The sequence below is a fragment of the Lentzea sp. HUAS12 genome (assembly GCF_024125735.1).
Lineage (GTDB): Bacteria > Actinomycetota > Actinomycetes > Mycobacteriales > Pseudonocardiaceae > Lentzea > Lentzea albida.
The window spans coordinates 3,902,577-3,924,030 of record NZ_CP099738.1 but is presented as its reverse complement, the minus strand read 5'-3'; the positions used below and the strand labels follow the sequence as shown (position 1 = coordinate 3,924,030).

Here is a 21,454-nt window from a genome sequence, read left to right as displayed (position 1 = left end):
GGCAGGACGAGTGGTGCTCGTCAGCGCTCGCGCACGAACAACGCCTGCGCCGTCGTGCCCACCGGCCCCTCCGCGTCGTGCACGACGCTGGTCGCGACCCCGACCCCGTCCGGCCCGATGGTCGTCCGCGCGTCCATGCCCACCCACTCGCCGACGGGCCGGCGGTGCAGGTGGACCGTCAGGTCCGTGTTGATGGCGTACCACTTGCGGATGTCCACACGGGACGAGACGCCGCTGGCCGAGTCGACGACGGAGAAGAGGCGTTCCTCCGGCGTGGGCTCGGAACCCTCGACGACGGCCACCTTCGGGCGGGCCCAGACCTGGGCGTCGCCCGGCGTGAAGATGCCGCCCGACAGGGAGAGCCACTCGACGGCGGCCAGGTAGCCGCCGCCCCAGTGGTCCGGTATCTCCATGGGGACAGCCGTGTCCGGCGGTGCCATCGCCGGGACCTCGCCGCCTGCCACCGCCGTGGTGTCCGCACCGACGATGCGCCACGCACGGGCCGTCAGGACCGCACGGCCCTCGTGGGCGAGCGTTGCCGCCAGCAACTCGACGGAACGGCCGGACCGTTCGACCGACGTGGACACCGTCAGGTCGGCCACCGGGACCGGGCCGAGGACCTCGAACGTGACGCGGGCCAGTGCCGACGACGGGTTGCCCAGACCCAGCAGGGCACGCACCAGCAGCGCGGAGGGCGGGCCCAGGTGCTGGCTGTCCGGGCCCCACGGGCCGACGGTGTGCTCGGTGGAGCGGAACGCGTCGCCGCCCAGAGGCAGGTAGAAGGCCGGCATCAGTCGCGGTCCTGGAGGGTCTCGGTGTCGTCGGGCTCGGGCCAGCCGGGGTAGGGCGGCGGCGTGCCGTCGAACGCGGGGCAGAAGGCCTTGTGGTCGCAGTAGTCGCACAGGCGGCTGGGGTTCGGGCGGAAGTCGCCGGTCGGGGCCGCGCGCATGATGGCCTGCCAGATCGCGTCGAGCGTGCGCTCGAAGCGGGCCAGCTCGCCCTCGTCCGGCGTGTAGGCGAGGGCCTGGCGGTCGGCCAGGTACATCAGGCGCAGCTGGCGGGGGACGACGCCGCGCAGCTTCCACAGCACCAGCGCGTAGAACTTCATCTGGAACAACGCCTTCGCCTCGCCGATCTCGCGGGGGGCGGCGCCGGTCTTGTAGTCGACCACGCGGATCTCACCCGTCGGGGCGACGTCCACGCGGTCGATGTAACCGCGCAGCAGCACGCCGGAGGGCAGCTCGGACTCGACGAGCAGCTCGCGCGACTCCGGCTCCAGGCGCCGCGGGTCCTCCAGGCCGAAGTAGCCGTCGAGCAGCTTCGTGGCGGACCTCAGCCACTCCGCCTCCTCCTCGCTGCCCTCGGCCTCGAAGAGCGTGGCGAACTCCGGGCGTTCGGCCTTCACTCGCTCCCAGGCCGGCGTGATCATCGAACGGGCGCGGTCGGGCACGCGCTCGGCGGCGGGCAGCGCGAACAGGTCTTCGAGCACCGCATGCACCACCGTGCCGCGGACCTGCGCCTTCGTCGGCCTTTCCGGCAGCCGGTCGACCGCGCGGAACCGGTAGAGCAGCGGGCACTGCTTGAAGTCCCCTGCCCGGGAAGGCGACAGCGCGGGCCTGCGCAACGTGGTGCTCATGGTTCGCACCCTAGGACAGGGGTCTGACATTCCTGCGCGGGGCGGCGGGTGGCGGCGGGGGGAGGGGGAGTGGGGACGGGGGAGTGCGAGAAGTGGCGCGGAGGAGGGCAGGCGCCGAGGGGCGCGTTGGTGCGCGGAGTGGCGCGGAGGAGGGCAGGTGTGCGGAGAGGCGCGGGGCAGGTGAGGGCCGCTGGGGCGAGGTGGGGGTGGGAGGCAGGGGCGCGCGCCGGGCGGCAGGTGCGTGGTGCGGGTGGAGGGGCGTGTGCCGGGAGCACCGGTGTGGCCGGGCAGGCGCGTGCGGTTGGGACGGGCGCCCCGTCACCGCCCCGGCGAAGCTCGGCGAAGCCGGGCAGGCCCGCTCCACCGGCCACCGAACCGCGAGATCACACCCACCGCTCTACAGTGCTCCCGTGGCCGCGCGGACCAGTGATCGAGTGGGCGGCCTGCTGCTGTTCCGGGTGGCGGGCATCCCGGTGTTGCTCGCGCCGTCGTGGTGGATCGGCTCGGCGATCGTGGTGGCCTTCTACGCGCCGTTCGTCGACGACCTCGCTCCCGGTACGCCGCCCGGTGTCGGGTTGCTGATGGCGGTGCTGCTCGCCGTCTTCCTCGGTGTGTCCGTGCTCGCGCACGAGTTGGGGCACTGCGTCGCGGCGCTGCGGCTGGGGTTGCCGGTCAGGCGACTGCACCTGTTCCTGCTCGGCGGGTCCACCGAGATCATGCGCACGCCCGGCAAGCCCGGCCACGAAGGTGCGGTCGCGGGGGCCGGGCCCCTCGTGTCGATCGTGCTGGCGGCGGTCTTCGGTGTCGGCGCGACCGTCATGGAGCAGCACGGCGTGGTGTGGGTGCTGGTGTTCCAGCTCGCCGCCGCCAACGCCGCTGTCGCGATCTTCAACCTGCTGCCCGGGTTGCCGTTGGACGGCGGGCGGATCGTGCGGGCCGGCGTGTGGGCCGTTACCGGGCAACGGGCCACGGGTACGCGTGTTGCCGTGGTCGGTGGCATTGCCGTGGCCATCGCGTTGGTGGTGTGGGCGCTGTACGGCGTTGTTGACGGGGCGCAGGACCGTTGGTTGCGGTTCGGCGTGTGCGTGCTCACGGCGTGGGGCGTCGTCGCTGGTGCGAGGAGTGAGCTTGCCGGGGAACGCCGCCGTACGTGGCCTGCCGGTGTGACGCTGGACGACCTCATCCTGCCCGTGCTCCAGCTGCCCGCGGAGAGTCCCGTCGCGGACGCGCTGAGCACGTCGGCCGGCCGGGGTGTGGTGCTGGTGCGGGCGGACGGGGTGGCGGCCGGGCTGCTCGACGCGGAACTGGCGCGCAAGCTCGCCGCCGCCAGCCCCTTCGCGCCCGCCGAGCAGGCCGCGGAGCCGATCCGGCCGGAGACCGTGCTGTTCGCCGGGGAGCCCGGCGAGGAGATCGTGAAGCAGGTCCAGGAGACCGCCGCGTGGCAGTTCCTCGTCGTGGACATGGAGGGCCGCCCGGCCGGTGTGCTGCGCAGGGAGGACCTGCGTGCGGCCATTGAGAAGGGCGTTTGACACCATTGCGCGGTGATTAGCGCAAGTGGACCGTTCCAGCCGGGTGACCGGGTACAGCTGACCGACCCCAAGGGGCGGCACTACACGGTCGTCCTCGAACCCGGCAAGGAGTACCACACCCACCGCGGCGCCATCCCGCACGACCTGCTGCTCGGGCAGCCGGAGGGGTCCGTGGTGCAGTCGGTCGGCGGCACGAACTTCCTGGCGCTGCGCCCGCTGCTGCCGGACTACGTGCTGTCGATGCCGCGCGGCGCGCAGGTCATCTACCCCAAGGACGCCGCGCAGATCTGCATGTACGGCGACATCTTCCCGGGCGCGCGCGTGCTGGAGGCGGGCGCCGGCTCCGGCGCGTTGTCGTGCTCGCTGCTGCGCGCGGTGGGCGAGAAGGGCAGCGTCCAGTCCTACGAGGTGCGCGAGGACCACGCGGTCCACGCCATCCGCAACGTCGAGACGTTCTTCGGCGAGCGCCCCGGCAACTGGTCGATCACCGTCGACGACGTCAAGAACCACCAGGGCGAGGTCGACCGGGTCATCCTCGACATGCTCTCGCCGTGGGAGGTCCTGCCCACGATCGCGGAGAACCTCATCCCCGGCGGCGTCCTGGTCGTCTACGTCGCGACCACCACGCAGTTGTCCGTGGTCACGGAGGCGTTGCGCGAGCAGACGTGCTGGACCGAGCCGCACGCGTGGGAGACGCTCGTCCGCCCGTGGCACGTCGTCGGTCTCGCCGTGCGCCCGGAGCACCGGATGATCGCGCACACCGCGTTCCTGCTGACCGCGCGGAAGCTCGCACCCGGCGTGACGGCTCCCAAGCCGCAGCGCCGTCCCAGCAAGGGCTGAGCGATGTCCGCTTCTGGACAAAACGATCGTTCGGCTCCGGATGTCCGCCCCAAACGTGGTCCAATCGTGCTTCACAGCCGACCTACGATTCCTGGGGGATCGCTTTGCGGAAAATTACTGTGGCAGTGGTTGCCGCCCTCTCTCTGGCGGCGGTCCTCGCCCCAACGGCCAGTGCTAACGCGGCCGCGGCCGGGTGCTCGGCGGCCTTCGAGCCGTACCACCCGAATCTCCTGAGGGGGTGGGGGCGTTCTGAGTGCGACGGGGGTATTCAACGCCTGCAGCTCATCTGTGTTTCCAACGCCACGCAGATGCACTACACCGTCTACGGGAGCTGGGTCGGTGCTAACCAGCCGTCCGACGCTTTCTGCACCAACTACCTGGACTTTGCGGTTGCTGCCAGCGCATCCGGCTTATAACGCATGAGCGAAAAGGCCGTCGCACTCGCGGGTGCGACGGCCTTTCCCGTCAGATCAGTTGGCCTCGATCTTGTCGATGCCGCAGACCGTCCACTTGCTGCCTTCCTTCGACAGCTTGTAGATGATGCTGCCGGACGTGACCTTGCCGGGGTTGGCCGGATCAGCGAGCCCGGTGAGCTTCTGCCGGAACGTGCCGGTGCTCCCCGACGTTCTGACCTCCGAGACCGTGGCGGTGACGCTCGGGTTCGCCGCGGCCGTCTGGGCCTTCAGCTTCGGGAACTCCGCCGTGCACACCAGGTCCTTGATGTCGTTCGGGTCGCTGGTGCCCGCGCGGACGCCCTTCAGGACCCGGTCGGTGAACTCCTCCGCGACGTCCTTCGCCGCGCTGTCCCCGCCGCTCGACGAGCTCTTCGACGACGGCGCGGTCGGCTTCGTGCCGCCGTCCGAGTCGCCGGAGTCCGAGCTCGTGGACGTCGGCGCGGCGGTGGTGCTGTTCGAGTCGCCGCCGGAGAGCAGGACCGCGGCCGTGACGCCACCGCCGACGAGCACCAGCACGCCGACGACGACGCCGATGATCACGCCGGTGTTGCTCTTCTTGGGCGGGGGACCGCCGAACCCGCCGGGCTGGCCGTACGGACCGGGCTGCTGGCCGTAGGGGCCGGGTTGGCCGTACGGGCCCTGCTGGGGGAAGCCGCCGCTCTGTGGTCCCGGCGGGCCGTACGGGCCCTGTCGCTGGAAGCCGCCGCTGGGCGGCGGACCCTGCTGGCCGAACGGGTCCTGTTGCGGCTGGCCGTACCCAGGAGGCGGCTGCTGATGATAGCCCGGCTGCCGGCCGGGTTCGGGCTGCTGGCCGTAGCCGGGTTGCTGCGGCGGCTGCTGCCCGTAGGGCCCCGGCTGCTGTGGCGGGTAGGTCATGGAACTCCCCCGAACGAAAAGAACGAAACGGCCGGCGACCTAGCGGGTCGTCGGGGTCTTGTAATCCTTGGTCAACATGCAGACCTTCCAGTCGCCCGAGATCTTCTTGAACTTGAGGTCTGTGTCGACGGTCTGTGTCTGGCCGCCGTACTCGCCGGTGGCGGAGTAGGTCACGGTCGCCTCGTCGCCGGAGATCTTCGAGTTCTTGTAGATCAGCTTCGGCACAGGGAGCTTCTTCGCCTCCTCCGCGAGCTTCCTCTGCTCCGGGGTCAGCGTCTTCTCCAGTTCGGCGGCCTCGTCGAGCATCTCCTTGCAGGCCATCGACTTGGCTTTGCTCTCGTTCTTCGAGGCCGCCGCGGCCGCGTAGTCCTCGGCGACCTTCTTGAGGTCGGCCTCGTCGTCACCGCTGTCGCTCGAACCGGACTCCGACGCCGAACTGCTGGAACTGCTGCTGGAGCTGTTCCCGGAGAGCAGGACCGCCGCTGTGATGCCACCGCCGACGAGCACCAGCACGCCGACGACGACACCGATGATCAGGCCGGTGTTGCTCTTCTTCGGGGGCGGGGGGCCGCCGAACCCGCCGGGCTGGCCGTAGGGCTGCTGCCCGTAGGGGCCGGGCTGACCGTACGGCTGCTGACCGTACTGACCGGGCTGCTGGCCGTACTGGCCCTGCTGCTGGAAGCCGCCGCTGGGCGGGCCCTGCTGGCCGAACGGGTCCTGCTGCGGCTGGCCGTACTGGCCGGGCTGCTGGCCGTATCCGGGAGGCGGCGGCTGCTGCCCGTAGCCGGGCTGCGGCTGGCCCTGACCCGGCTGCTGCGGCGGCTGCTGCCCGTACGGCCCGCCGGGCGGCGGTTGCTGCCCGTAGGGGCCTGGCTGCTGCGGCGGGTAGGTCATCGAAACTCCCCCGATGCGGATGAGGTGATCTTTCGCTGGACATTGTCGTACGTCGCCCTGTGACTCGCGGGCGAATGGTGCCTATCGACACGCACGAGTGGTTATGCACACGCCCTGAGTGGTGATCCGGGCGTGCGAAGGCCGTGTCTGATAACGATTGTGGCAACTCCACCGGGAATCGAGTGCGATGCACTGCGCTGTCGGTGTGGTGAGCCGGTCGCGCCGGGGGAACCACCCGGTTGGCCGCACGCCCTCCGGTCGCACTGGAGGCCCTCTCGGGCACGGCCTCGGACGGGCACGAACGGAGTGGGTTGCGGTGCGTGACCACCGAACGGATCAACCGCTGGTCCACCTGGTGGGACGACGGCGGATCGCCGCCCGTCGCCGGGGCGCGAGCCGCACCAGGCGTGCACGTGATCACCCGAGGGTGGTCGCGGAGCGTGGGGGCCGGGTGCCCGCACAGGTGCTCCCATGACCCTCTTCTCGGACTTGTCGCAGGTCGTCTGGCGTGTCGTGGTGCGAAACGCCGGTGGTGGTGTCTGGGACGCACCGTAGCGGGTAGGCGGGCCAACCGGGCACCGAGATGGAGCAGTCGAGCACTTCTGGAGGCAGTCCCGTTGCGTCACACGAGCGAAGATGATGTTGTGAGTACCCCATTTTGTCGGTGATCGCCGGTACCGTAATCGGTACGAACACGGGAGGAGGGTGCCGACATGCAGCACGGTCATCCCGGCAGCCAACCCGATGAGGGTGGCGAGCTGAACCAGGGCAACAATTCTGCTGAGCTGACTGCGCAGATCAGGTTCCTCGAGGACGAGATCGCGTCGTTGCGTCGCAAGCTGACCGAGTCCCCGCGGCACACGCGGTTGCTCGAGCAGCGTCTGGCTGAGGCGACAGAGCGCGTCAGCCAGCTGACCGAGCGAAACACGAAGCTCATAGACACCCTCCGCGAAGCACGAAGCCAGTTGCTCGCGCTGCGTGAGGAAGTCGACCGGCTGGCGCAACCGCCCAGCGGGTACGGCGTCTTCATGGCGCGGTACGACGACGGGACCGTGGACGTCTTCACCTCGGGTCGCAGGATGCGGGTGGCCGTGTCCCCCGCGGTCGAGCCGGAGAAGATCGCCTACGGCCAGTCGGTGCGCCTCAACGAGGCGCTGACGGTCGTCGAGGCCGGCGGGTTCGAGCGTTCCGGCGAGGTCTGCGCGTTGCGGGAGGTGCTCACCGACGACGGTGAGGACACGATCGCGCGTGCGCTGGTCGTCGGCCACGCGGACGAGGAGAGGGTGGTCTGGCTCGCCCAGCCGCTGCTCGACTCGCCGCTGAAGCCGGGCGACTCGCTGCTGGTCGACTCGAAGGCGGGTTTCGCCTACGAGCGGGTCCCCAAGGCCGAGGTCGAGGACCTCGTGCTCGAGGAGGTCCCGGACATCGACTACAACGACATCGGTGGCCTCTCCCGGCAGATCGAGCAGATCCGCGACGCCGTGGAGCTGCCGTTCCTGCACGCCGACCTCTTCCGCGAGTACGAGCTGCGCCCGCCCAAGGGCGTGCTGCTCTACGGCCCTCCCGGCTGCGGCAAGACGCTCATCGCCAAGGCGGTGGCGAACTCGCTGGCCAAGAAGGTGCGGGAGATCCGCGGCGAGACCGACAAGCAGGCGAAGTCGTACTTCCTCAACATCAAGGGCCCCGAGCTCCTCAACAAGTTCGTCGGTGAGACCGAGCGGCACATCCGCCTGATCTTCCAGCGGGCTCGTGAGAAGGCGTCCGACGGCACCCCCGTGATCGTGTTCTTCGACGAGATGGACTCGATCTTCCGCACCCGTGGTTCGGGTGTGTCGTCCGACGTCGAGACGACGATCGTGCCCCAGCTCCTCGCCGAGATCGACGGCGTCGAGGGCCTGGAGAACGTCATCGTCATCGGCGCCTCCAACCGCGAGGACATGATCGACCCGGCGATCCTCCGCCCGGGCCGGCTCGACGTGAAGATCAAGATCGAGCGGCCCGACGCCGAGGGCGCGAAGGACATCTTCAACAAGTACCTGACTCCGAACCTCCCGCTGCACGCCGACGACCTCGCCGAGTTCGGCGGGGACCCGAAGGCCTGCATCGAGGGCATGGTGCAGCACACCGTGGAGCGCATGTACGAGGAGTCCGAGGACAACCGGTTCCTGGAGGTCACCTACGCCAACGGTGACAAGGAGGTCCTGTACTTCCGGGACTTCAACTCCGGCGCCATGATCCAGAACATCGTCGACAGGGCCAAGAAGGCGGCGATCAAGTCGCTGCTCGACACCAAGCAGCCCGGGCTCTCCGTCCGGCACCTGCAGGCGGCCATCCTCGACGAGTTCGCCGAGAACGAGGACCTGCCGAACACGACGAACCCCGACGACTGGGCTCGCATCTCGGGCAAGAAGGGCGAGCGGATCGTCTACATCCGCACGCTCGTCACCGGGAAGAACCAGGACACGGGCCGCGCGATCGACACGGCCACGAACACCGGCACGTACCTGTAGGACAGCTCGAAACCGAACCGCCCCGGTCGCTTCTTGCGGCCGGGGCGGTTCGGCGTTCTGGACTCCCGTCCAGGGGGCGGTCATGTGAATCGTTCGGTACGTGCTGGCACGTCGCGGTCCTCGAGTTCGTGCCGTCGAGCGGACGAGCCGAGCCGCGCGGCGACGTTCTCGTGTGCCGCATCTCCGGAAGTGATCAGCTCCGTGCGGATCCGGGCCTGCGACGCCAACGGCCGCCTCCTGCGCGACGCCGAGATCTAGCGGACCAGTCCCGACTCGTAGGCCGCGATCACCAGCTGCGCCCGGTCCCGCGCGTGCAGCTTCGCCAGCAGGTTCCCGATGTGCGTCTTCACCGTGCCGGTGCTGACGTGCAGCTCGGCCATGATCTCCGCGTTGGACAGGCCGCGCGCGATCAGCAGCAGGACCTCCTTCTCCCGTTCGGTCAGGCGGTCCAGCCCGCGCACCGCGGGCGACGCCGGCCGCCGGACGAACTCGGCGATCAGGCGGCGCGTGACCGTCGGCGACAGCAGCGACTCGCCGGACGCCACCACGCGGATCGCGGCCAGCAGGTCGGCGGGCGGCGTGTCCTTCAGCAGGAAGCCCGAGGCGCCTGCCCGCAACGCGCCGAAGACGTACTCGTCGAGGTCGAACGTGGTCAGCACGAGCACGCGCGGCCCGTCCAGCAGGCGCGTGGCCTCGATGCCGTCCATCTCCGGCATGCGGATGTCCATCAGCACGACGTCGGGCCTCAGGGAGGAAGCCAGCGCCACGGCCTGGGCACCCGTGCCGGCCTCTCCCACGACGGTCAGGTCCGGTTCGTGGTCGACCAGCAGCCGGAAGCTGGCGCGCAGCAACGCCTGGTCGTCGACGATCAGCACGCTCGTCATCGGACCGGCAGCTCCGCGACCACCCGGAAACCGCCGCCGTCGCCGGGGCCGGCGCTGAACGTGCCGCCGTACACCGCCACGCGTTCGCGCATGCCGATCAACCCGTGTCCCACTCCCAGCTCCCTCACCCCGGGGCCGTCGTCCGCCACCTCGACGCGGACTGCCTCCGGTGCCACGTCCACCAGGACCGTGCACGACGCGGGGGCGGCGTGCTTCACGACGTTCGTCAGCGCCTCCTGCACGATCCGGTACGCGGAGAGCCCGATCCCCTCCGGTACGGCGGTGTCGCCGCGCACCTCCAGCGCCACGCGCACGCCCGCCAGCGACGCGCGGTCGGCCAGGTCGGCGAGCCCGCCGAGGCCGGGGGAGGGGGTGAGGTCGGCGTCGGAGCGCAGCACGCCCAGGAGCCCTCGCATCTCCGTCAGGGCCGCACGGCTCGTGTCCGAGATGACCTGCAACGCCTCGTAGGCGTGTTCGGGTGAGCGCACGTGTGCGGCGTTGCCCGCCTGCACGGCGATCAGCGACAGGTTGTGCGCCACCACGTCGTGCAGTTCGCGCGCGATGCGCAGGCGTTCGTCGGACAGGGCCTGCTCGCCCTGCTGCGCCCTCTCCCGTTCGAAGTAGGAACGCCGCATCCGGGTCGTGTACCCGATGATCCAGACGGCGCTCATCGCGGCGAGGACGACGAGCACGTTCTCGGGTTCACCGCCGGAGACACCCGCGATCACGACCACGGCGAACGCGAGGGCGGTGAGCGACCACGTCCGCGAGCGGTCGACGGCCACGGTGTAGAGCGCGAAGCACACGGCACCGACCGGGGCTCCCAGTGCCTCCGCCGGCAGCACCTGGCCGACCACCACCGCGGCCGTGGCGACCGTGCTGACCACCAGGGCGGTCACGGGCCGGATCCGGCGGACCGCGACCGGCAGCGCGACGAGGAGGGTGCCGGGGACGACGAGCCACCACGACCTGTCCTGGTGCTCCACCATGGCGTAGCCGACGAGCACGCCGATCACCGCCGCGGCGGTGACGTCGACCAGGTAGAGGTGCAGTCGTGCGATCACGTCGACGACGTTAACGAGCGTGCGGCCGAACCGCCTCGGACCACGGTCCGATTCCCGGGATCGGAGCAGGGGCCGATCCCTCCGGCGGCGCGGCGGCCGACTCTCTTCCGCATGATCGAGGTGCGGAACCTGACGAAGAGATACGGGGACACGACGGCGGTCCGGGACCTGTCGTTCACCGTCCACCCCGGACTGGTGACGGGCTTCCTCGGCCCGAACGGCGCCGGCAAGTCCACGACGATGAGGATGGTCCTCGGCCTGGACCGGCCCACCGGCGGTGAGGCGCTGGTCGGCGGCAAGCGGTACGCGGACCTCGACCGGCCGTTGCGGCACGTCGGTGCGTTGCTCGACCCCGCGGCCGTGCACCACGGCCGCAAGGCGCTCGACCACCTGCTCTGGATCGCCGCGAGCAACGGGATCGGGCGGGCGCGTGCGGTCGAACTGCTGGAGCAGGTCGGTCTGGGAGGCGTGCGGCACAAGCGGATCAGGGCGTTGTCGCTCGGCATGAAGCAACGGCTGGGCGTCGCGGCGGCGCTGCTGGGCGACCCCGGGGTGCTGATGTTCGACGAGCCGGTGAACGGACTCGACCCCGAGGGCGTGCGGTGGATCCGCGACCTCATGCGCGCGCTGGCGAAGGAGGGGCGCACGGTCTTCGTCTCGAGCCACCTGATGAGCGAGATGGCGCTGACCGCCGACCACGTGGTGATCGTCGCAAGAGGACAGTTGGTGAAGGAGACGCCGATGGAGGCGTTGACGCGGCACGGTTCTCTCGAGGACGCCTACCTCGAACTCACCTCCGGGAGGGGACTGTGAAGAACGCGCTCGCCGCGGAGTGGCTGAAGCTCCGGACCGTCCGCGCGTCGTGGGGCGTGGTGGCGGCGATCGGCTCGATGGTGGCCGCGGGCGCGTTGCTGTCGTGGCTGATCGTCCAGGACTACGACTCGTCGCCCGCCGCCGAACAGGCGAAGTTCGCCTCCGCCGATTCCAGCGTGGTGATCACGCCGGTCGTGCAGTTCCTCGTCGCGGCACTCGGCGCGCTGGTCGCGACCTCCGATCCGAGGCTCACGGCGCTGATCGCCGTGCCGGACCGGAAGCGCTTGCTGGCGGCCAAAACCGTGCTCGTCGCCGTGACGTCGGTGGTGCTCGGCGCGCTTGCGCTGGCGCTGAGCATCGGCACGAGCAGGCTGAACATGGGGGACCGGCCACCGCCCATCGCGCCGTGGGACGGCATCGGTGACGTGCTGCCGTGGGCGGGCGCGGCCGTGCTGTCGATCCTGGTGACAGGTCTGACCGGGCTCGGGCTGGGGCTCGCGGTGAGGTCGACGGCCGTGACGATCGTGGTGGTGGGCGTGCTGCTGTGGGGTCTGCCCGCCATCACGCCGATGCTGCCCGAGCCGTGGAACGTCGACGCGTCGGCGGTGATGGTGCCCTACCTGGTGTGGGAGGTGGCCGGCGTGGTGGAGGACCCGCCCCTCGCGCCTCTGGCGGCGGCCGGCGTTTTGGCGATGTACGTACTGGTGACTCTGGGTACCGGAACTGTGACTCTTCTGCGACGAGACGCTTGACTCCCTCTTGGGGCGGACCTATGGTCATCTATACCTTTAATCGGTAAGGAAACTTACCTAACCAAATCCGCCGCCGGAAGTCCGAGAGGAGACGCTGTATGTCCTGGCAGAAGTCTGTGGTGGCGCTCGCCGCGGCAGTCGTGCTCCCCCTGACCGGTGTGATGGCAGGCAGTTCGGTCGCTGCCGCACCGGCGGGCGACGTCTCCGCCGCCGCGCTGCCGCCGGGCTCGCCCGCGGCGGTCAACGGCCAGCTCAAGGTGTGCGGCGTCAAGCTGTGCAACAAGAACGGCAAGCAGATCCAGCTGCGCGGCATGAGCACGCACGGCATCCAGTGGTACTCCCAGTGCGTCAAGACCGCGTCGCTCGACGCGCTCGCCAACGACTGGAAGGCGGACATCCTCCGCATCTCGATGTACATCCAGGAGGGCGGCTACGAGTCGAACCCCCGGAAGTTCACCGACATGGTGCACGGCTACATCGAGGAGGCCACGAAGCGCGGCCTCTACGCGCTCGTCGACTGGCACCAGCTCTCGCCGGGCGACCCGAACCACAACACCGCGCGCGCCAAGACGTTCTTCAAGGAGATCGCGCAGCGGCACAAGGACAAGACGAACATCATCTACGACATCGCCAACGAGCCGAACGGCGTCACGTGGTCGCGGGTGAAGTCCTACGCGGAGGCCGTCATCCCGACGATCCGCGCGGAGGACCCGGACAGCCTCGTGCTCGTCGGCACGCACGGCTGGTCGACGTTCGGCCTGTCCGACGGCCGTGACATCAACGAGGTCAGCCGCAACAAGGTCAACGCCTCGAACCTGATGTACACGTTCCACTTCTACGCCAAGGACCACCGCGACTCGTACCTCAACGCGTTGCGCACGGTCTCGAGCCAGGTGCCGGTCTTCGTCACCGAGTTCGGGTCGCAGGAGGCCTCCGGTGACGGTCCCAACGACTTCACCATGGCGAACAAGTTCATCTCGTTCATGAAGGAGGCCAAGATCTCCTGGACGAACTGGAACTTCTCCGACGACCACCGCACGGGCGCGGTGTTCAACAGCGGCACCTGCTCCGGCGGCAACTTCGCCGGTGAGGGCGTGCTGAAGGAGGCCGGCAAGTGGGTGCGCAACCACATCCGCACGGCTGACGACTTCTGATCCCTCTGGTGTGACCGACCCCGGCGGGTCACGTGAGCGGCGGTCCTGCGGGGCCGCCGTTTACCGTTGTCGGCATGGCTCAACTCGCGCTCGGCCTCGCCTCTCTCGGTCGGCCTCACTACATCAACCTCGGCCGTGAGGGCGCACTGCCGGCCGTGCGCGACGTCGAGTCCATGCGCGCGCAGTGCCACCGGGTGCTCGACACGGCCTACGAGCTGGGCATCCGGTGGGTAGACGCGGCCCGGTCGTACGGGCTGTCGGAGGACTTCCTGTCGTCGTGGCTGACCGGTCACGACGACGTGACGGTCTCCAGCAAGTGGGGGTACGCCTACACCGCGGACTGGCGGCCCGACGCCGAGGTGCACGAGGTCAAGGAGCACTCGCTCGCGCGGTTCACGCAGCAGTGGCAAGAGACCCGTGCGTTGCTGCCGCAGGTCTCGCTCTACCAGGTGCATTCGCTGACGGCCGACAGCCCGTTGTTCACCGACCGGGCCCTGCTGGACGCGATGGTGGGGATCGGTGTGCCGCTGGGGTTCTCGACGTCCGGGCCGCGTCAGGCCGACGCCATCCGCAAGGCGCTGGACCTCGGTGTCTTCAGCTCGGTGCAGTCCACCTGGAACCTGCTGGAGACGTCGGCGGGGGAGGCGTTGCGGGAGGCGCACGACGCCGGGTTGCGGGTGATCGTCAAGGAGGGTGTCGCCAACGGGCGGCTCGTCGTCGACCCGCCGCAAGCGGTTGCGGCACAGGCGGAAGCGCTCGGTGTCGGCCCGGACGCGGTCGCGCTGGCGGCGGTCGTGGCGCAGCCGTGGGTGGACGTGGTGCTGTCCGGCGCGGCGAGTCCGGCGCAGCTGAGGTCCAATGTGGAGGCCCTCCGGATCGACGTCGACCTGCCCGACCTCGCCGAACCCGCCGAGCGGTACTGGAAAACCCGTTCCGGTCTCCGCTGGGACTAGCCTACGGTGACGCCTGTGAGCGACGCACCCCTCCCGGCTTTCGAACCCCCTTACTACGCGGCGATCTTCACGACCGTGCGGACCCAGGACCAGGACGGCTACGCCGAGACCAACGCGCGCATGGAGGAGTTGGTGCGGGACGTCCCCGGCTACCTCGGGATGGACCACGCGCAGAACCCCGGCGGGCTCGGCATCACCGTCGGCTACTTCCGCGACGCCGAGGCCCTGAAGCAGTGGCGCACCAACGCCGAGCACCGGGCGGCGCAACAGCGCGGGCGGGATGACTGGTACGACAGCTACACGCTGCACATCGCGAAGGTCGAGCGCAGCCACGGGTTCAAGCGCGCCTGAGCCACTCCCGGCCGATCGCCCTGCCGTCCGGCACGAGCGGCCAGTCCGGGTCCTCGATCTTCGCGCGCACCTCGTCCGCCGCCATCCACCCGCCCCAGGCGACCTCCTCGGGCTGGTGGGTGAACGGGCCGTCGCTGCGCGTCTCGTAGACCCACGCGTGGTAGCGCGTCAGTTCGTCGACGTAGGTCGTCTTGAACAACGGCGTCAGCGGGCTCTCGACGCCGAGCTCCTCGCGCAGTTCGCGGGCGGCGGTCTCGTCCGGGGTCTCGCCGGCGTCGATCACGCCACCCGCCGAGAAGTCGTACAGGCCGGGGAAGATGTCCTTGGTGTCGGTGCGCCGGTGCACGTAGATCCGTTCGCCGTCGGTCGAGAAGACGACCGTCAGCACGCAGCCGTGCCAGAGGTTCTCGGCGCGCATCCGTTCGCGCGTCACCTCGCCGATGGCGTTCGCGTCCTCGTCGTAGAGGGTGATCATCCCGGTGTCCTCCTGTGGTCGTACGCGAGCTTGCTACCCCAGTCCGACGCCCGCTGATCGCCTTCCTTCCTACCTTCGGGACCGTCAGACGTCACCGAGGAGGATCCGTGTCCACTTCCCTGCGGCTCGGCGTCGCCGAGTTCCGCGCCCGGCCGGGCCGCGCGCTGCTGCCCGGCGTCGCGCTCGTCGTCGGCGTGGCCTGCCTGCTGGCCGCCCTGGTGCTGAGCGACGCGCTCACCAGGTCGGTCGACGAGGGCGCGCCCCTCACCCCGTCCTCCGTGAGCCACGTGGTGGACATCAAGCCCGCGGAGTACGGAACGGCCGAGGCGGACCGCCCGGTGCTCGACGCCGCGGTGCTGGCCAGGCTCTCCTCCGTCGCCAGGGCCGTGCCGGTGCAGGTGGCGCAGGCCGACCTGCTCGACGCCGGCGGCCGTGCCGGGGAGCACCGCGCCGAGGTGCACGTCCAGCAGCCGGACCTGGTGCGCTGGCCGCTCGCCGAGGGGAAGGCACCGGCCTCGGACGGTGAGGTCGCCGTCGACAAGATCACCGCGTACGAACGCGGGCTGAAGCCAGGTGACCGGGTGCGGCTCGCCGCCGCCGACGGCAAGCCGGTCGAGGTGACCGTCAGCGGTGTCATGAAGAAGGGCGGGCTCGACGCGCGGCCGGTCCTGGTCGCCGGACCGAATCTCGCGAAGAAGCTCGACCCCCAGCCGTTCACCAAGGAGATCTGGGTGCTCGGCGGCAGCCGCGACGCCGTCACAGCCGCCGCAGGAGCGTCGTACGCCGTGTGGGACCCGGCGCCGGACGCGGACAGCATCGGCAACGAGCTGACGTTCATCCTGCTGCCGTTCAGCGTGCTCGCGCTGGCCACGGCGGTGTTCGTCGCGGCGGCCACGTTCCGGGCCGTCTACGCGCAACGGCAGCGGCAGACGGCGTTGCTGCGGTGCATCGGTGCCCAGCGCGGGCCGTTGGTGCGCAGGAGCCTGTTCGAGGCTTTCGTGACGGGCGCGCTGGCCGGTGTCGCGGGCGCGTTGCTCGGCGGGCCGACGGCGTGGCTGCTGGCCAGGACGTTCGACGTCACCGGCATCTCCGCGCTGTTCGGCGCGGTGCAGCTGAGCCCGGAACTGCTGCCGTCGCTCGGGTACGTGGTCCTCGGAGTCGTCGTCGCCGCGGTGTTGAGCGTCATCGCCGCCGTGCGCCCTGCTCTGAACGCCGCGCGTGTATCGCCTCTTGCCGCTCTGCGTGACGCGGACAGCGAGGTAACGCCTCGTTCCGTGCGTCGCCTTCGGCTCGTGTTCGGCGTGCTGTTCACCGGTGGCGCCGCGCTGCTCGCCATGGCCGCGATCGCCGCCAAGGGCACGTCCGCCGCCCCTCTCGCCGTGACGTTCTCCGCGATCGCCGCGGTGACCGGCCTGTTCTGGATCCTCGGGCCGGTCACGGTCCCGTTGATCGCGCGGCTGTTCGGCAGGATCGGGGGGACGCAGTGGAAGCTCGCGGGCGCCGAGGTGCGCAGGATGCCGCAGCGGTCGGCCTCGGTGGCGCTGCCGTTGCTGCTGGCGAGCTCGATGGTGACCTTCTTCCTGGTCGTGCTCGGGGGCGCCGAGGAACTGACGTTCCAGTACGCCAACGAAGAGCGCCCGGACGCGACCGTGGTGGACGCGGGGGACCGGCCGCTGCCGGAGATCCCCGCGCAGCCGGGCGTGGCGGCCTCGGTGGTGCTGCACGGGACGGGGGACGGCGCCGCGAGCGTCGACCCCGACCAGTTCAGGACGTGGCTCAAGGCGCAGAACGTGACCGGTGCCGAGCAGCTCACCGCCGGGACCGCCATCGTGCCCCCGCACTGGGAGGACCGGGCGTTCGTCGAGGCCGGTGGCGTGCAGTACAAGGTGGTCGGCACCGTTCCCGGCAGCATCACGGGCTACACGCCGATCGTCGCCGGCCCCACGTCGGGACCGGCCGCGAAGGTGCTCGTCGCGTTGCAGCCGGGTGTCGACCCGGCCCAGTTCCGGTCCTCGCTGCAGGCCGCGCTGCCGAACAACCCCACCGTGATCGTGCGGACCGACGCGGACGAACGCGCCGAGGCCGCCCGGTACATGCACCTCGGCACCGTGCTGATGATGGTGCTGCTCGGACTGTCCGTGGCGGTGGCCGTGACCGGTATCGGCACCGCGCTGACCATCTCCGTCCAGGAGCGCCGCAAGGAGCTCGCCCTCCGGCGCGCCTTGGGCGTCACTCGAGGCGGACTGCAGGGCGGGGTCGTCGCCGAAGCGGTCATGCTGGCCCTCGTCGGGGTCGTCGGGGGAGGCGTGCTCGGGTTCGCCTACGCGGAGGTCGCGTTCCTGTCGATCGGCCTCCCGCTGACGCTGCCCGGGCCCAGGGTGGTGTTGCCGCTGGTCACGGGCGCGGTGATCGTCGTGCTGCTCGCCGTCGTGGCCGCGTTCGGGCCTTCTCGCGGCGCTTCGAGGATCCGGCCTGCAGCCGGATTGGCGTCCGGGTGAATAGGGTGAGGGGAGCTTCACCGTGAAGCTCCCCTCACGCTGTTGTCGGGGTCAGGTCATAAGGTGTTGCGTATGCGGCGGATCATGGGAACCGAAGTCGAGTACGGCATCTCAGTGCCGGGCGACGCGACCGCGAACCCGGTGCTCACTTCGACACAGGTGGTTCTCGCGTACGCGGCGGCGGCGGACATACCGCGGGCCCGGCGGGCGCGCTGGGACTACGAGGTGGAGTCGCCGTTGCGCGACGCCCGCGGGTTCGACCTGGGCTCGCCCGGCGGCCACCCCGCCGACTCCGACGTCGAGGACCTGGGCGCGGCCAACGTCATCCTCACCAACGGCGCGCGGCTCTACGTCGACCACGCGCACCCCGAGTACTCGGCTCCCGAGGTCACCAACGCGCGCGACGCGGTGATCTGGGACAAGGCGGGGGAGCGGGTGATGGAGGAGGCCGCGATCAAGGCCGCCTCCGTGCCGGGCCAGCCCCGCCTGCAGCTGTACAAGAACAATGTCGACGGCAAGGGCGCGTCGTACGGCACGCACGAGAACTACCTGATGCAGCGGTCCACGCCGTTCACGTCCGTGATCGCCGGCTTGACGCCGTTCTTCGTGTCGCGCCAGGTCGTGACCGGTTCGGGGCGCGTCGGCATCGGGCAGTCCGGCGAGGAGGCGGGCTACCAGCTCTCCCAGCGCGCCGACTACATCGAGGTCGAGGTCGGCCTCGAGACGACGTTGAAGCGCGGCATCATCAACACGCGCGACGAGCCGCACGCGGACGCGGACAAGTACCGCCGCCTGCACGTCATCATCGGCGACGCGAACCTGGCCGAGTACTCCACGTACCTCAAGGTCGGCACCACGTCCCTGGTGCTCGACATGATCGAGGCCGGGCAGCGGTTCGACGACCTGCGCATGGTCGACCCGGTGCGCGCGGTGCACCAGATCAGCCACGACCCGACCCTCAAGACCAAGGTCGAGATGACCGGCGGGCGCAAGTTCACCGGCCTCGACGTGCAGTTCGCCTACCACGAGCGCGCGACCGCGTTCGTCGAGAAGGAGGGCGTCGGCGACCGCGACGTCCTGCGGATCTGGGGCGAGGTGCTCGACGCGCTCGCGCGCGACCCGGCGGAGTGCGCCGACCGGCTCGACTGGGTCGCGAAGCTGCGGCTGCTCGAGGGCTACCGGCAGCGCGACGGCCTGGAGTGGGGCGCGGCCCGGCTCAACCTGGTCGACCTGCAGTACTCCGACGTGCGCCTCGACAAGGGTCTCTACAACCGCCTGGTGGCGCGCGGCTCGATGAAGCGCCTCGTGAGCGAGGAAGAGGTCCGCGCGGCCATCACCACGCCGCCCGAGGACACGCGTGCGTACTTCCGCGGCCGGTGCCTGGAGCGCTACCCGACCTCCGTCGCGGCCGCCTCGTGGGATTCGGTGATCTTCGACCTCGGTCGGGAATCGCTCGTGCGGATTCCGACGCTCGAACCCCTCCGGGGCACGAAAGCCCACGTCGGAGCGCTGCTGGAGGCCTCCGACACCGCCGAGCAGCTGGTGGACGCGCTGACCCGCGGGTGATCGTCTACCCGAGTGGCTCAGGGTTTTTGTCGGTGCCGCTGGGTAGTGTTCTTGTCAGGCGAGTCAGTGGGAGGCCGAGATGTCCCAGGAACAGAAGCAGCGCCAGGGCGGTGGCGACGGCGACGACGGTGCGGACGACGCCGCCGGAGCAGGTCAGGAACGCCGCGAGAAGCTCGGCGAGGACGTGGACGCGATCCTCGACGAGATCGACGACGTGCTCGAGGAGAACGCGGAGGACTTCGTCCGCGCATACGTGCAGAAGGGTGGTCAGTAGGCCTTCGGGGGCCTGCGGACCACCTCGGGGACGGGAGAACAACCAACACATGGACAACAGCTCGACCGGGCGTTACCCGGCCGCGGCGCTGCCCGCTGCGTACCTCACGCCGGGCTCGTCGTCGTTCACGGACTTCCTGCGGGCCCAGGCACCCGACATGCTGCCTGGTGCCCGGAAGCTCCCGGAGGGGACCGTCCAGGCCCCGCACGGGACGACGATCGTCGCCGCCACCTACAAGGGTGGTGTCGTGATCGCCGGTGACCGGCGCGCGACGATGGGCAACGTGATCGCCCAGCGCGACATGAAGAAGGTCTTCGTCACCGACGACCACTCGGCCGTCGGCATCGCGGGCACGGCCGGCATCGCGATCGAGATCGTGCGCCTGTACACGGTGGAGCTGCGCCACTACGAGAAGATCGAGGGCGTGCCGCTGTCGCTGGACGGCAAGGCGAACCGCCTCTCGGCGATGATCAGGGGCAACCTCGACGCGGCCATGGCAGGCCTCGCCGTGGTGCCCCTGTTCGCCGGGTACGACACCTCGGCGGCGGATCCCGAGCGCGCGGGCCGCATCGTGTCCTACGACGTCACCGGTGGCCGCTACGAGGAGTCGCAGGGTTACCAGGCCGTCGGCTCCGGCTCGCTGTTCGCGAAGTCGGCGCTGAAGAAGCTCTACGACCCGGACGCCGACGCGGACGCCGCGATCCGTTCGGTCATCGAGGCGCTGTACGACGCGGCCGACGACGACTCGGCCACGGGCGGCCCGGACCCGGTCCGCCGCCTCTACCCGGTAGTGGTCACGATCAACGGCGCCGACGGCGCGGTTGAGGTGCCGGAACTCCAGGTCGCCACGGTCGCCGACGCGGTCGTCGAAGGCCGCAGGTCCCGCCCCGCAGGCTGAGTCCCCCACAGGTTCGACGTCAGGAGCACCACCCATGACGATGCCGCTGTACGCATCGGCAGAGCAGGTGATGCGCGACCGCTCGGAGTACGCCCGCAAGGGCATCGCCAGGGGTCGCAGCGTCATCGTGCTGAAGTACGCGGACGGCATTCTGTTCGTCGCGGAAAACCCCTCCAGCACCCTGCACAAGGTCTCGGAGATCTACGACCGCATCGGCTTCGCCGCCGTCGGCCGCTACAGCGAGTTCGAGAACCTGCGCCAGGCAGGGATCCGGTTCGCTGACGTCCGCGGCTACCAGAACGACCCCCGGGACGTCACCTCGAGGTCGTTGGCGAACGTCTACGCCACCACGCTGGGCACCTACTTCACCGAACAGATCAAGCCGTTCGAGGTGGAGATCGCGGTGGCCGAGGTCGGGGACTCGTCCGCGGCCGACACGCTGTACCGGTTGACCTACGACGGGTCGATCGTCGACGAGCCCCAGTACATCGTGATGGGCGGCACCGTGGACGCCGCCAACACGGCGTTGAAGGAGGCCTTCGCCGACGGATTGTCGTTGGCCGAGGCCGTTCCGGTGGCGGTGAAGGCCTTGTCGGCCGGGTCGCCGTCCACTGGGAACGGGTCCGCTGAGTTGCTTCCGGCTGCCAAGTTGGAGGTTGCTGTTCTGGAGCGGGCACGGCCTCGGCGGGCTTTCCGGCGGATCGCCGGGGCTGCGCTCGATGCTTTGATGCCTGCTCCTGTCAAGGACGGGAAGGCTGTTGAGGATGTGGAACTGCCTGCTGAGGACTCGGAGGGTGAGTCCAAGTAGGGCGGTTGGGTTGGCGGGGCCCCTGGCTTGTGGCTGGGGGCCTTTTGCTTTGTTTTGGGGTGGCTGCGAGCGCTATTGCGGGTGGTTGGGGTTGCGGGCTCCCTGGTCGCCTTGCGTGCTTCCCCTGGGGCTCTGCCCCCAGACCCCGGCAATCTGATCAGCGGGTAGCGCCGTGGGCAGGCTGATGGCACGCCTGTTGCTTAGAGCAGCAAGAGCTATGGCGC

Annotated in this window: 20 protein-coding genes; 13 read left to right on the top strand and 7 right to left on the bottom strand. The window is 70.0% G+C overall.

Annotated features, from left to right (window positions below):
• Nucleotides 1–20 precede the first annotated feature (20 nt).
• Nucleotides 21–794, bottom strand: a complete 774-nt coding sequence (locus ND450_RS17140) for a thioesterase family protein (RefSeq protein ID WP_371927771.1) — start codon at nucleotides 792–794, stop codon at nucleotides 21–23.
• On the bottom strand, nucleotides 791–1,666 hold the full coding sequence (locus ND450_RS17135) for a PD-(D/E)XK nuclease family protein (protein WP_089912067.1): 876 nt from the start codon (nucleotides 1,664–1,666) through the stop codon (nucleotides 791–793). Before ND450_RS17135 ends, ND450_RS17140 begins: the two co-directional genes overlap by 4 nt.
• A 380-nt stretch (nucleotides 1,667–2,046) precedes the next feature.
• Between ND450_RS17135 and ND450_RS17125 the strand changes: the two genes are divergently transcribed.
• Together ND450_RS17125 and ND450_RS17120 are read left to right on the top strand one after the other, a co-directional pair.
• Complete coding sequence (locus tag ND450_RS17125; RefSeq protein WP_253327106.1) at nucleotides 2,047–3,165, top strand: site-2 protease family protein; 1,119 nt, start codon at nucleotides 2,047–2,049, stop codon at nucleotides 3,163–3,165.
• A gap of 15 nt (nucleotides 3,166–3,180) precedes the next feature.
• A complete protein-coding gene (locus ND450_RS17120; protein WP_218159576.1) occupies nucleotides 3,181–4,005 on the top strand; it encodes a tRNA (adenine-N1)-methyltransferase in 825 nt (274 codons plus the stop codon).
• Nucleotides 4,006–4,475: 470 nt separating this feature from the next.
• On the opposite strand, the gene ND450_RS17115 is transcribed toward ND450_RS17120, so the two are convergent.
• Nucleotides 4,476–5,336, bottom strand: coding sequence for a hypothetical protein (locus ND450_RS17115; RefSeq protein WP_253327105.1), 861 nt, complete (start codon nucleotides 5,334–5,336; stop codon nucleotides 4,476–4,478).
• Between the two features lie 39 nt (nucleotides 5,337–5,375).
• Entirely contained in the window at nucleotides 5,376–6,230 is an 855-nt protein-coding gene (locus ND450_RS17110; RefSeq protein ID WP_253327104.1) for a hypothetical protein, read from the bottom strand.
• Between the two features lie 713 nt (nucleotides 6,231–6,943).
• Between ND450_RS17110 and arc the strand changes: the two genes are divergently transcribed.
• A complete protein-coding gene (gene arc, locus ND450_RS17105) occupies nucleotides 6,944–8,740 on the top strand; it encodes a proteasome ATPase (RefSeq protein ID WP_089912058.1) in 1,797 nt (598 codons plus the stop codon).
• Between the two features lie 254 nt (nucleotides 8,741–8,994).
• Here the strand turns inward: arc and ND450_RS17100 are convergent, their stop codons facing one another.
• Both ND450_RS17100 and ND450_RS17095 read right to left on the bottom strand, forming a co-directional pair.
• Nucleotides 8,995–9,624, bottom strand: a complete 630-nt coding sequence (locus ND450_RS17100) for a response regulator transcription factor (RefSeq protein WP_253327103.1) — start codon at nucleotides 9,622–9,624, stop codon at nucleotides 8,995–8,997.
• Complete coding sequence (locus tag ND450_RS17095) at nucleotides 9,621–10,688, bottom strand: sensor histidine kinase (protein WP_253327102.1); 1,068 nt, start codon at nucleotides 10,686–10,688, stop codon at nucleotides 9,621–9,623. The genes ND450_RS17100 and ND450_RS17095 overlap by 4 nt, the downstream gene beginning before the upstream one ends.
• Before the next feature lie 111 nt (nucleotides 10,689–10,799).
• Between ND450_RS17095 and ND450_RS17090 the strand changes: the two genes are divergently transcribed.
• The 5 genes from ND450_RS17090 (at nucleotide 10,800) to ND450_RS17070 (ending at nucleotide 14,711) form a co-directional block, all read left to right on the top strand.
• Complete coding sequence (locus ND450_RS17090; protein WP_371927723.1) at nucleotides 10,800–11,501, top strand: ABC transporter ATP-binding protein; 702 nt, start codon at nucleotides 10,800–10,802, stop codon at nucleotides 11,499–11,501.
• Complete coding sequence (locus tag ND450_RS17085) at nucleotides 11,498–12,253, top strand: ABC transporter permease (RefSeq protein ID WP_253327101.1); 756 nt, start codon at nucleotides 11,498–11,500, stop codon at nucleotides 12,251–12,253. The genes ND450_RS17090 and ND450_RS17085 overlap by 4 nt, the downstream gene beginning before the upstream one ends.
• A 98-nt stretch (nucleotides 12,254–12,351) precedes the next feature.
• Nucleotides 12,352–13,407 (top strand): glycoside hydrolase family 5 protein, encoded by a 1,056-nt coding sequence (locus tag ND450_RS17080; protein ID WP_253327100.1) that lies wholly within the window; start codon nucleotides 12,352–12,354, stop codon nucleotides 13,405–13,407.
• A 74-nt stretch (nucleotides 13,408–13,481) separates the two neighbouring features.
• Complete coding sequence (locus tag ND450_RS17075; protein WP_253327099.1) at nucleotides 13,482–14,360, top strand: aldo/keto reductase; 879 nt, start codon at nucleotides 13,482–13,484, stop codon at nucleotides 14,358–14,360.
• 15 nt (nucleotides 14,361–14,375) lie between these two features.
• Nucleotides 14,376–14,711, top strand: coding sequence for an antibiotic biosynthesis monooxygenase (locus ND450_RS17070; RefSeq protein WP_253327098.1), 336 nt, complete (start codon nucleotides 14,376–14,378; stop codon nucleotides 14,709–14,711).
• Here the strand turns inward: ND450_RS17070 and ND450_RS17065 are convergent.
• Nucleotides 14,698–15,186: an NUDIX hydrolase gene (locus ND450_RS17065; RefSeq protein ID WP_253327097.1), complete on the bottom strand. Its 489-nt coding sequence runs from the start codon at nucleotides 15,184–15,186 to the stop codon at nucleotides 14,698–14,700. The two genes, ND450_RS17070 and ND450_RS17065, sit on opposite strands and share 14 nt — an antisense overlap.
• A 107-nt stretch (nucleotides 15,187–15,293) precedes the next feature.
• On the opposite strand from ND450_RS17065, the gene ND450_RS17060 reads away from it, so the two are divergent.
• From ND450_RS17060 to prcA, 5 genes are all read left to right on the top strand, one after another.
• On the top strand, nucleotides 15,294–17,684 hold the full coding sequence (locus tag ND450_RS17060; protein ID WP_253327096.1) for an FtsX-like permease family protein: 2,391 nt from the start codon (nucleotides 15,294–15,296) through the stop codon (nucleotides 17,682–17,684).
• A gap of 72 nt (nucleotides 17,685–17,756) precedes the next feature.
• Complete coding sequence (dop, locus tag ND450_RS17055; RefSeq protein WP_089912029.1) at nucleotides 17,757–19,250, top strand: depupylase/deamidase Dop; 1,494 nt, start codon at nucleotides 17,757–17,759, stop codon at nucleotides 19,248–19,250.
• A 79-nt stretch (nucleotides 19,251–19,329) separates the two neighbouring features.
• On the top strand, nucleotides 19,330–19,524 hold the full coding sequence (locus ND450_RS17050) for a ubiquitin-like protein Pup (protein ID WP_030471529.1): 195 nt from the start codon (nucleotides 19,330–19,332) through the stop codon (nucleotides 19,522–19,524).
• Between the two features lie 49 nt (nucleotides 19,525–19,573).
• Nucleotides 19,574–20,422, top strand: a complete 849-nt coding sequence (gene prcB / locus ND450_RS17045) for a proteasome subunit beta (protein WP_253327095.1) — start codon at nucleotides 19,574–19,576, stop codon at nucleotides 20,420–20,422.
• Between the two features lie 34 nt (nucleotides 20,423–20,456).
• Nucleotides 20,457–21,230: a proteasome subunit alpha gene (gene prcA / locus ND450_RS17040; RefSeq protein ID WP_089912023.1), complete on the top strand. Its 774-nt coding sequence runs from the start codon at nucleotides 20,457–20,459 to the stop codon at nucleotides 21,228–21,230.
• The last annotated feature ends 224 nt before the right edge of the window (nucleotides 21,231–21,454 follow it).

What these genes read in the sequence shown, in the direction of transcription:
- ND450_RS17075 (WP_253327099.1), top strand. Translation starts at nt 13,482, where the DNA reads ATGGCTCAACTCGCGCTCGGCCTCGCCTCTCTCGGTCGGCCTCACTAC.
- ND450_RS17100 (WP_253327103.1), bottom strand. Translation starts at nt 9,624, where the DNA reads ATGACGAGCGTGCTGATCGTCGACGACCAGGCGTTGCTGCGCGCCAGC.
- ND450_RS17050 (WP_030471529.1), top strand. Translation starts at nt 19,330, where the DNA reads ATGTCCCAGGAACAGAAGCAGCGCCAGGGCGGTGGCGACGGCGACGAC.
- ND450_RS17115 (WP_253327105.1), bottom strand. Translation starts at nt 5,336, where the DNA reads ATGACCTACCCGCCACAGCAGCCGGGGCCCTACGGGCAGCAGCCGCCG.
- ND450_RS17110 (WP_253327104.1), bottom strand. Translation starts at nt 6,230, where the DNA reads ATGACCTACCCGCCGCAGCAGCCAGGCCCCTACGGGCAGCAACCGCCG.
- arc (WP_089912058.1), top strand. Translation starts at nt 6,944, where the DNA reads ATGCAGCACGGTCATCCCGGCAGCCAACCCGATGAGGGTGGCGAGCTG.
- ND450_RS17090 (WP_371927723.1), top strand. Translation starts at nt 10,800, where the DNA reads ATGATCGAGGTGCGGAACCTGACGAAGAGATACGGGGACACGACGGCG.
- prcA (WP_089912023.1), top strand. Translation starts at nt 20,457, where the DNA reads ATGACGATGCCGCTGTACGCATCGGCAGAGCAGGTGATGCGCGACCGC.
- prcB (WP_253327095.1), top strand. Translation starts at nt 19,574, where the DNA reads ATGGACAACAGCTCGACCGGGCGTTACCCGGCCGCGGCGCTGCCCGCT.
- ND450_RS17080 (WP_253327100.1), top strand. Translation starts at nt 12,352, where the DNA reads ATGTCCTGGCAGAAGTCTGTGGTGGCGCTCGCCGCGGCAGTCGTGCTC.
- ND450_RS17065 (WP_253327097.1), bottom strand. Translation starts at nt 15,186, where the DNA reads ATGATCACCCTCTACGACGAGGACGCGAACGCCATCGGCGAGGTGACG.
- dop (WP_089912029.1), top strand. Translation starts at nt 17,757, where the DNA reads ATGCGGCGGATCATGGGAACCGAAGTCGAGTACGGCATCTCAGTGCCG.
- ND450_RS17135 (WP_089912067.1), bottom strand. Translation starts at nt 1,666, where the DNA reads ATGTCAGACCCCTGTCCTAGGGTGCGAACCATGAGCACCACGTTGCGC.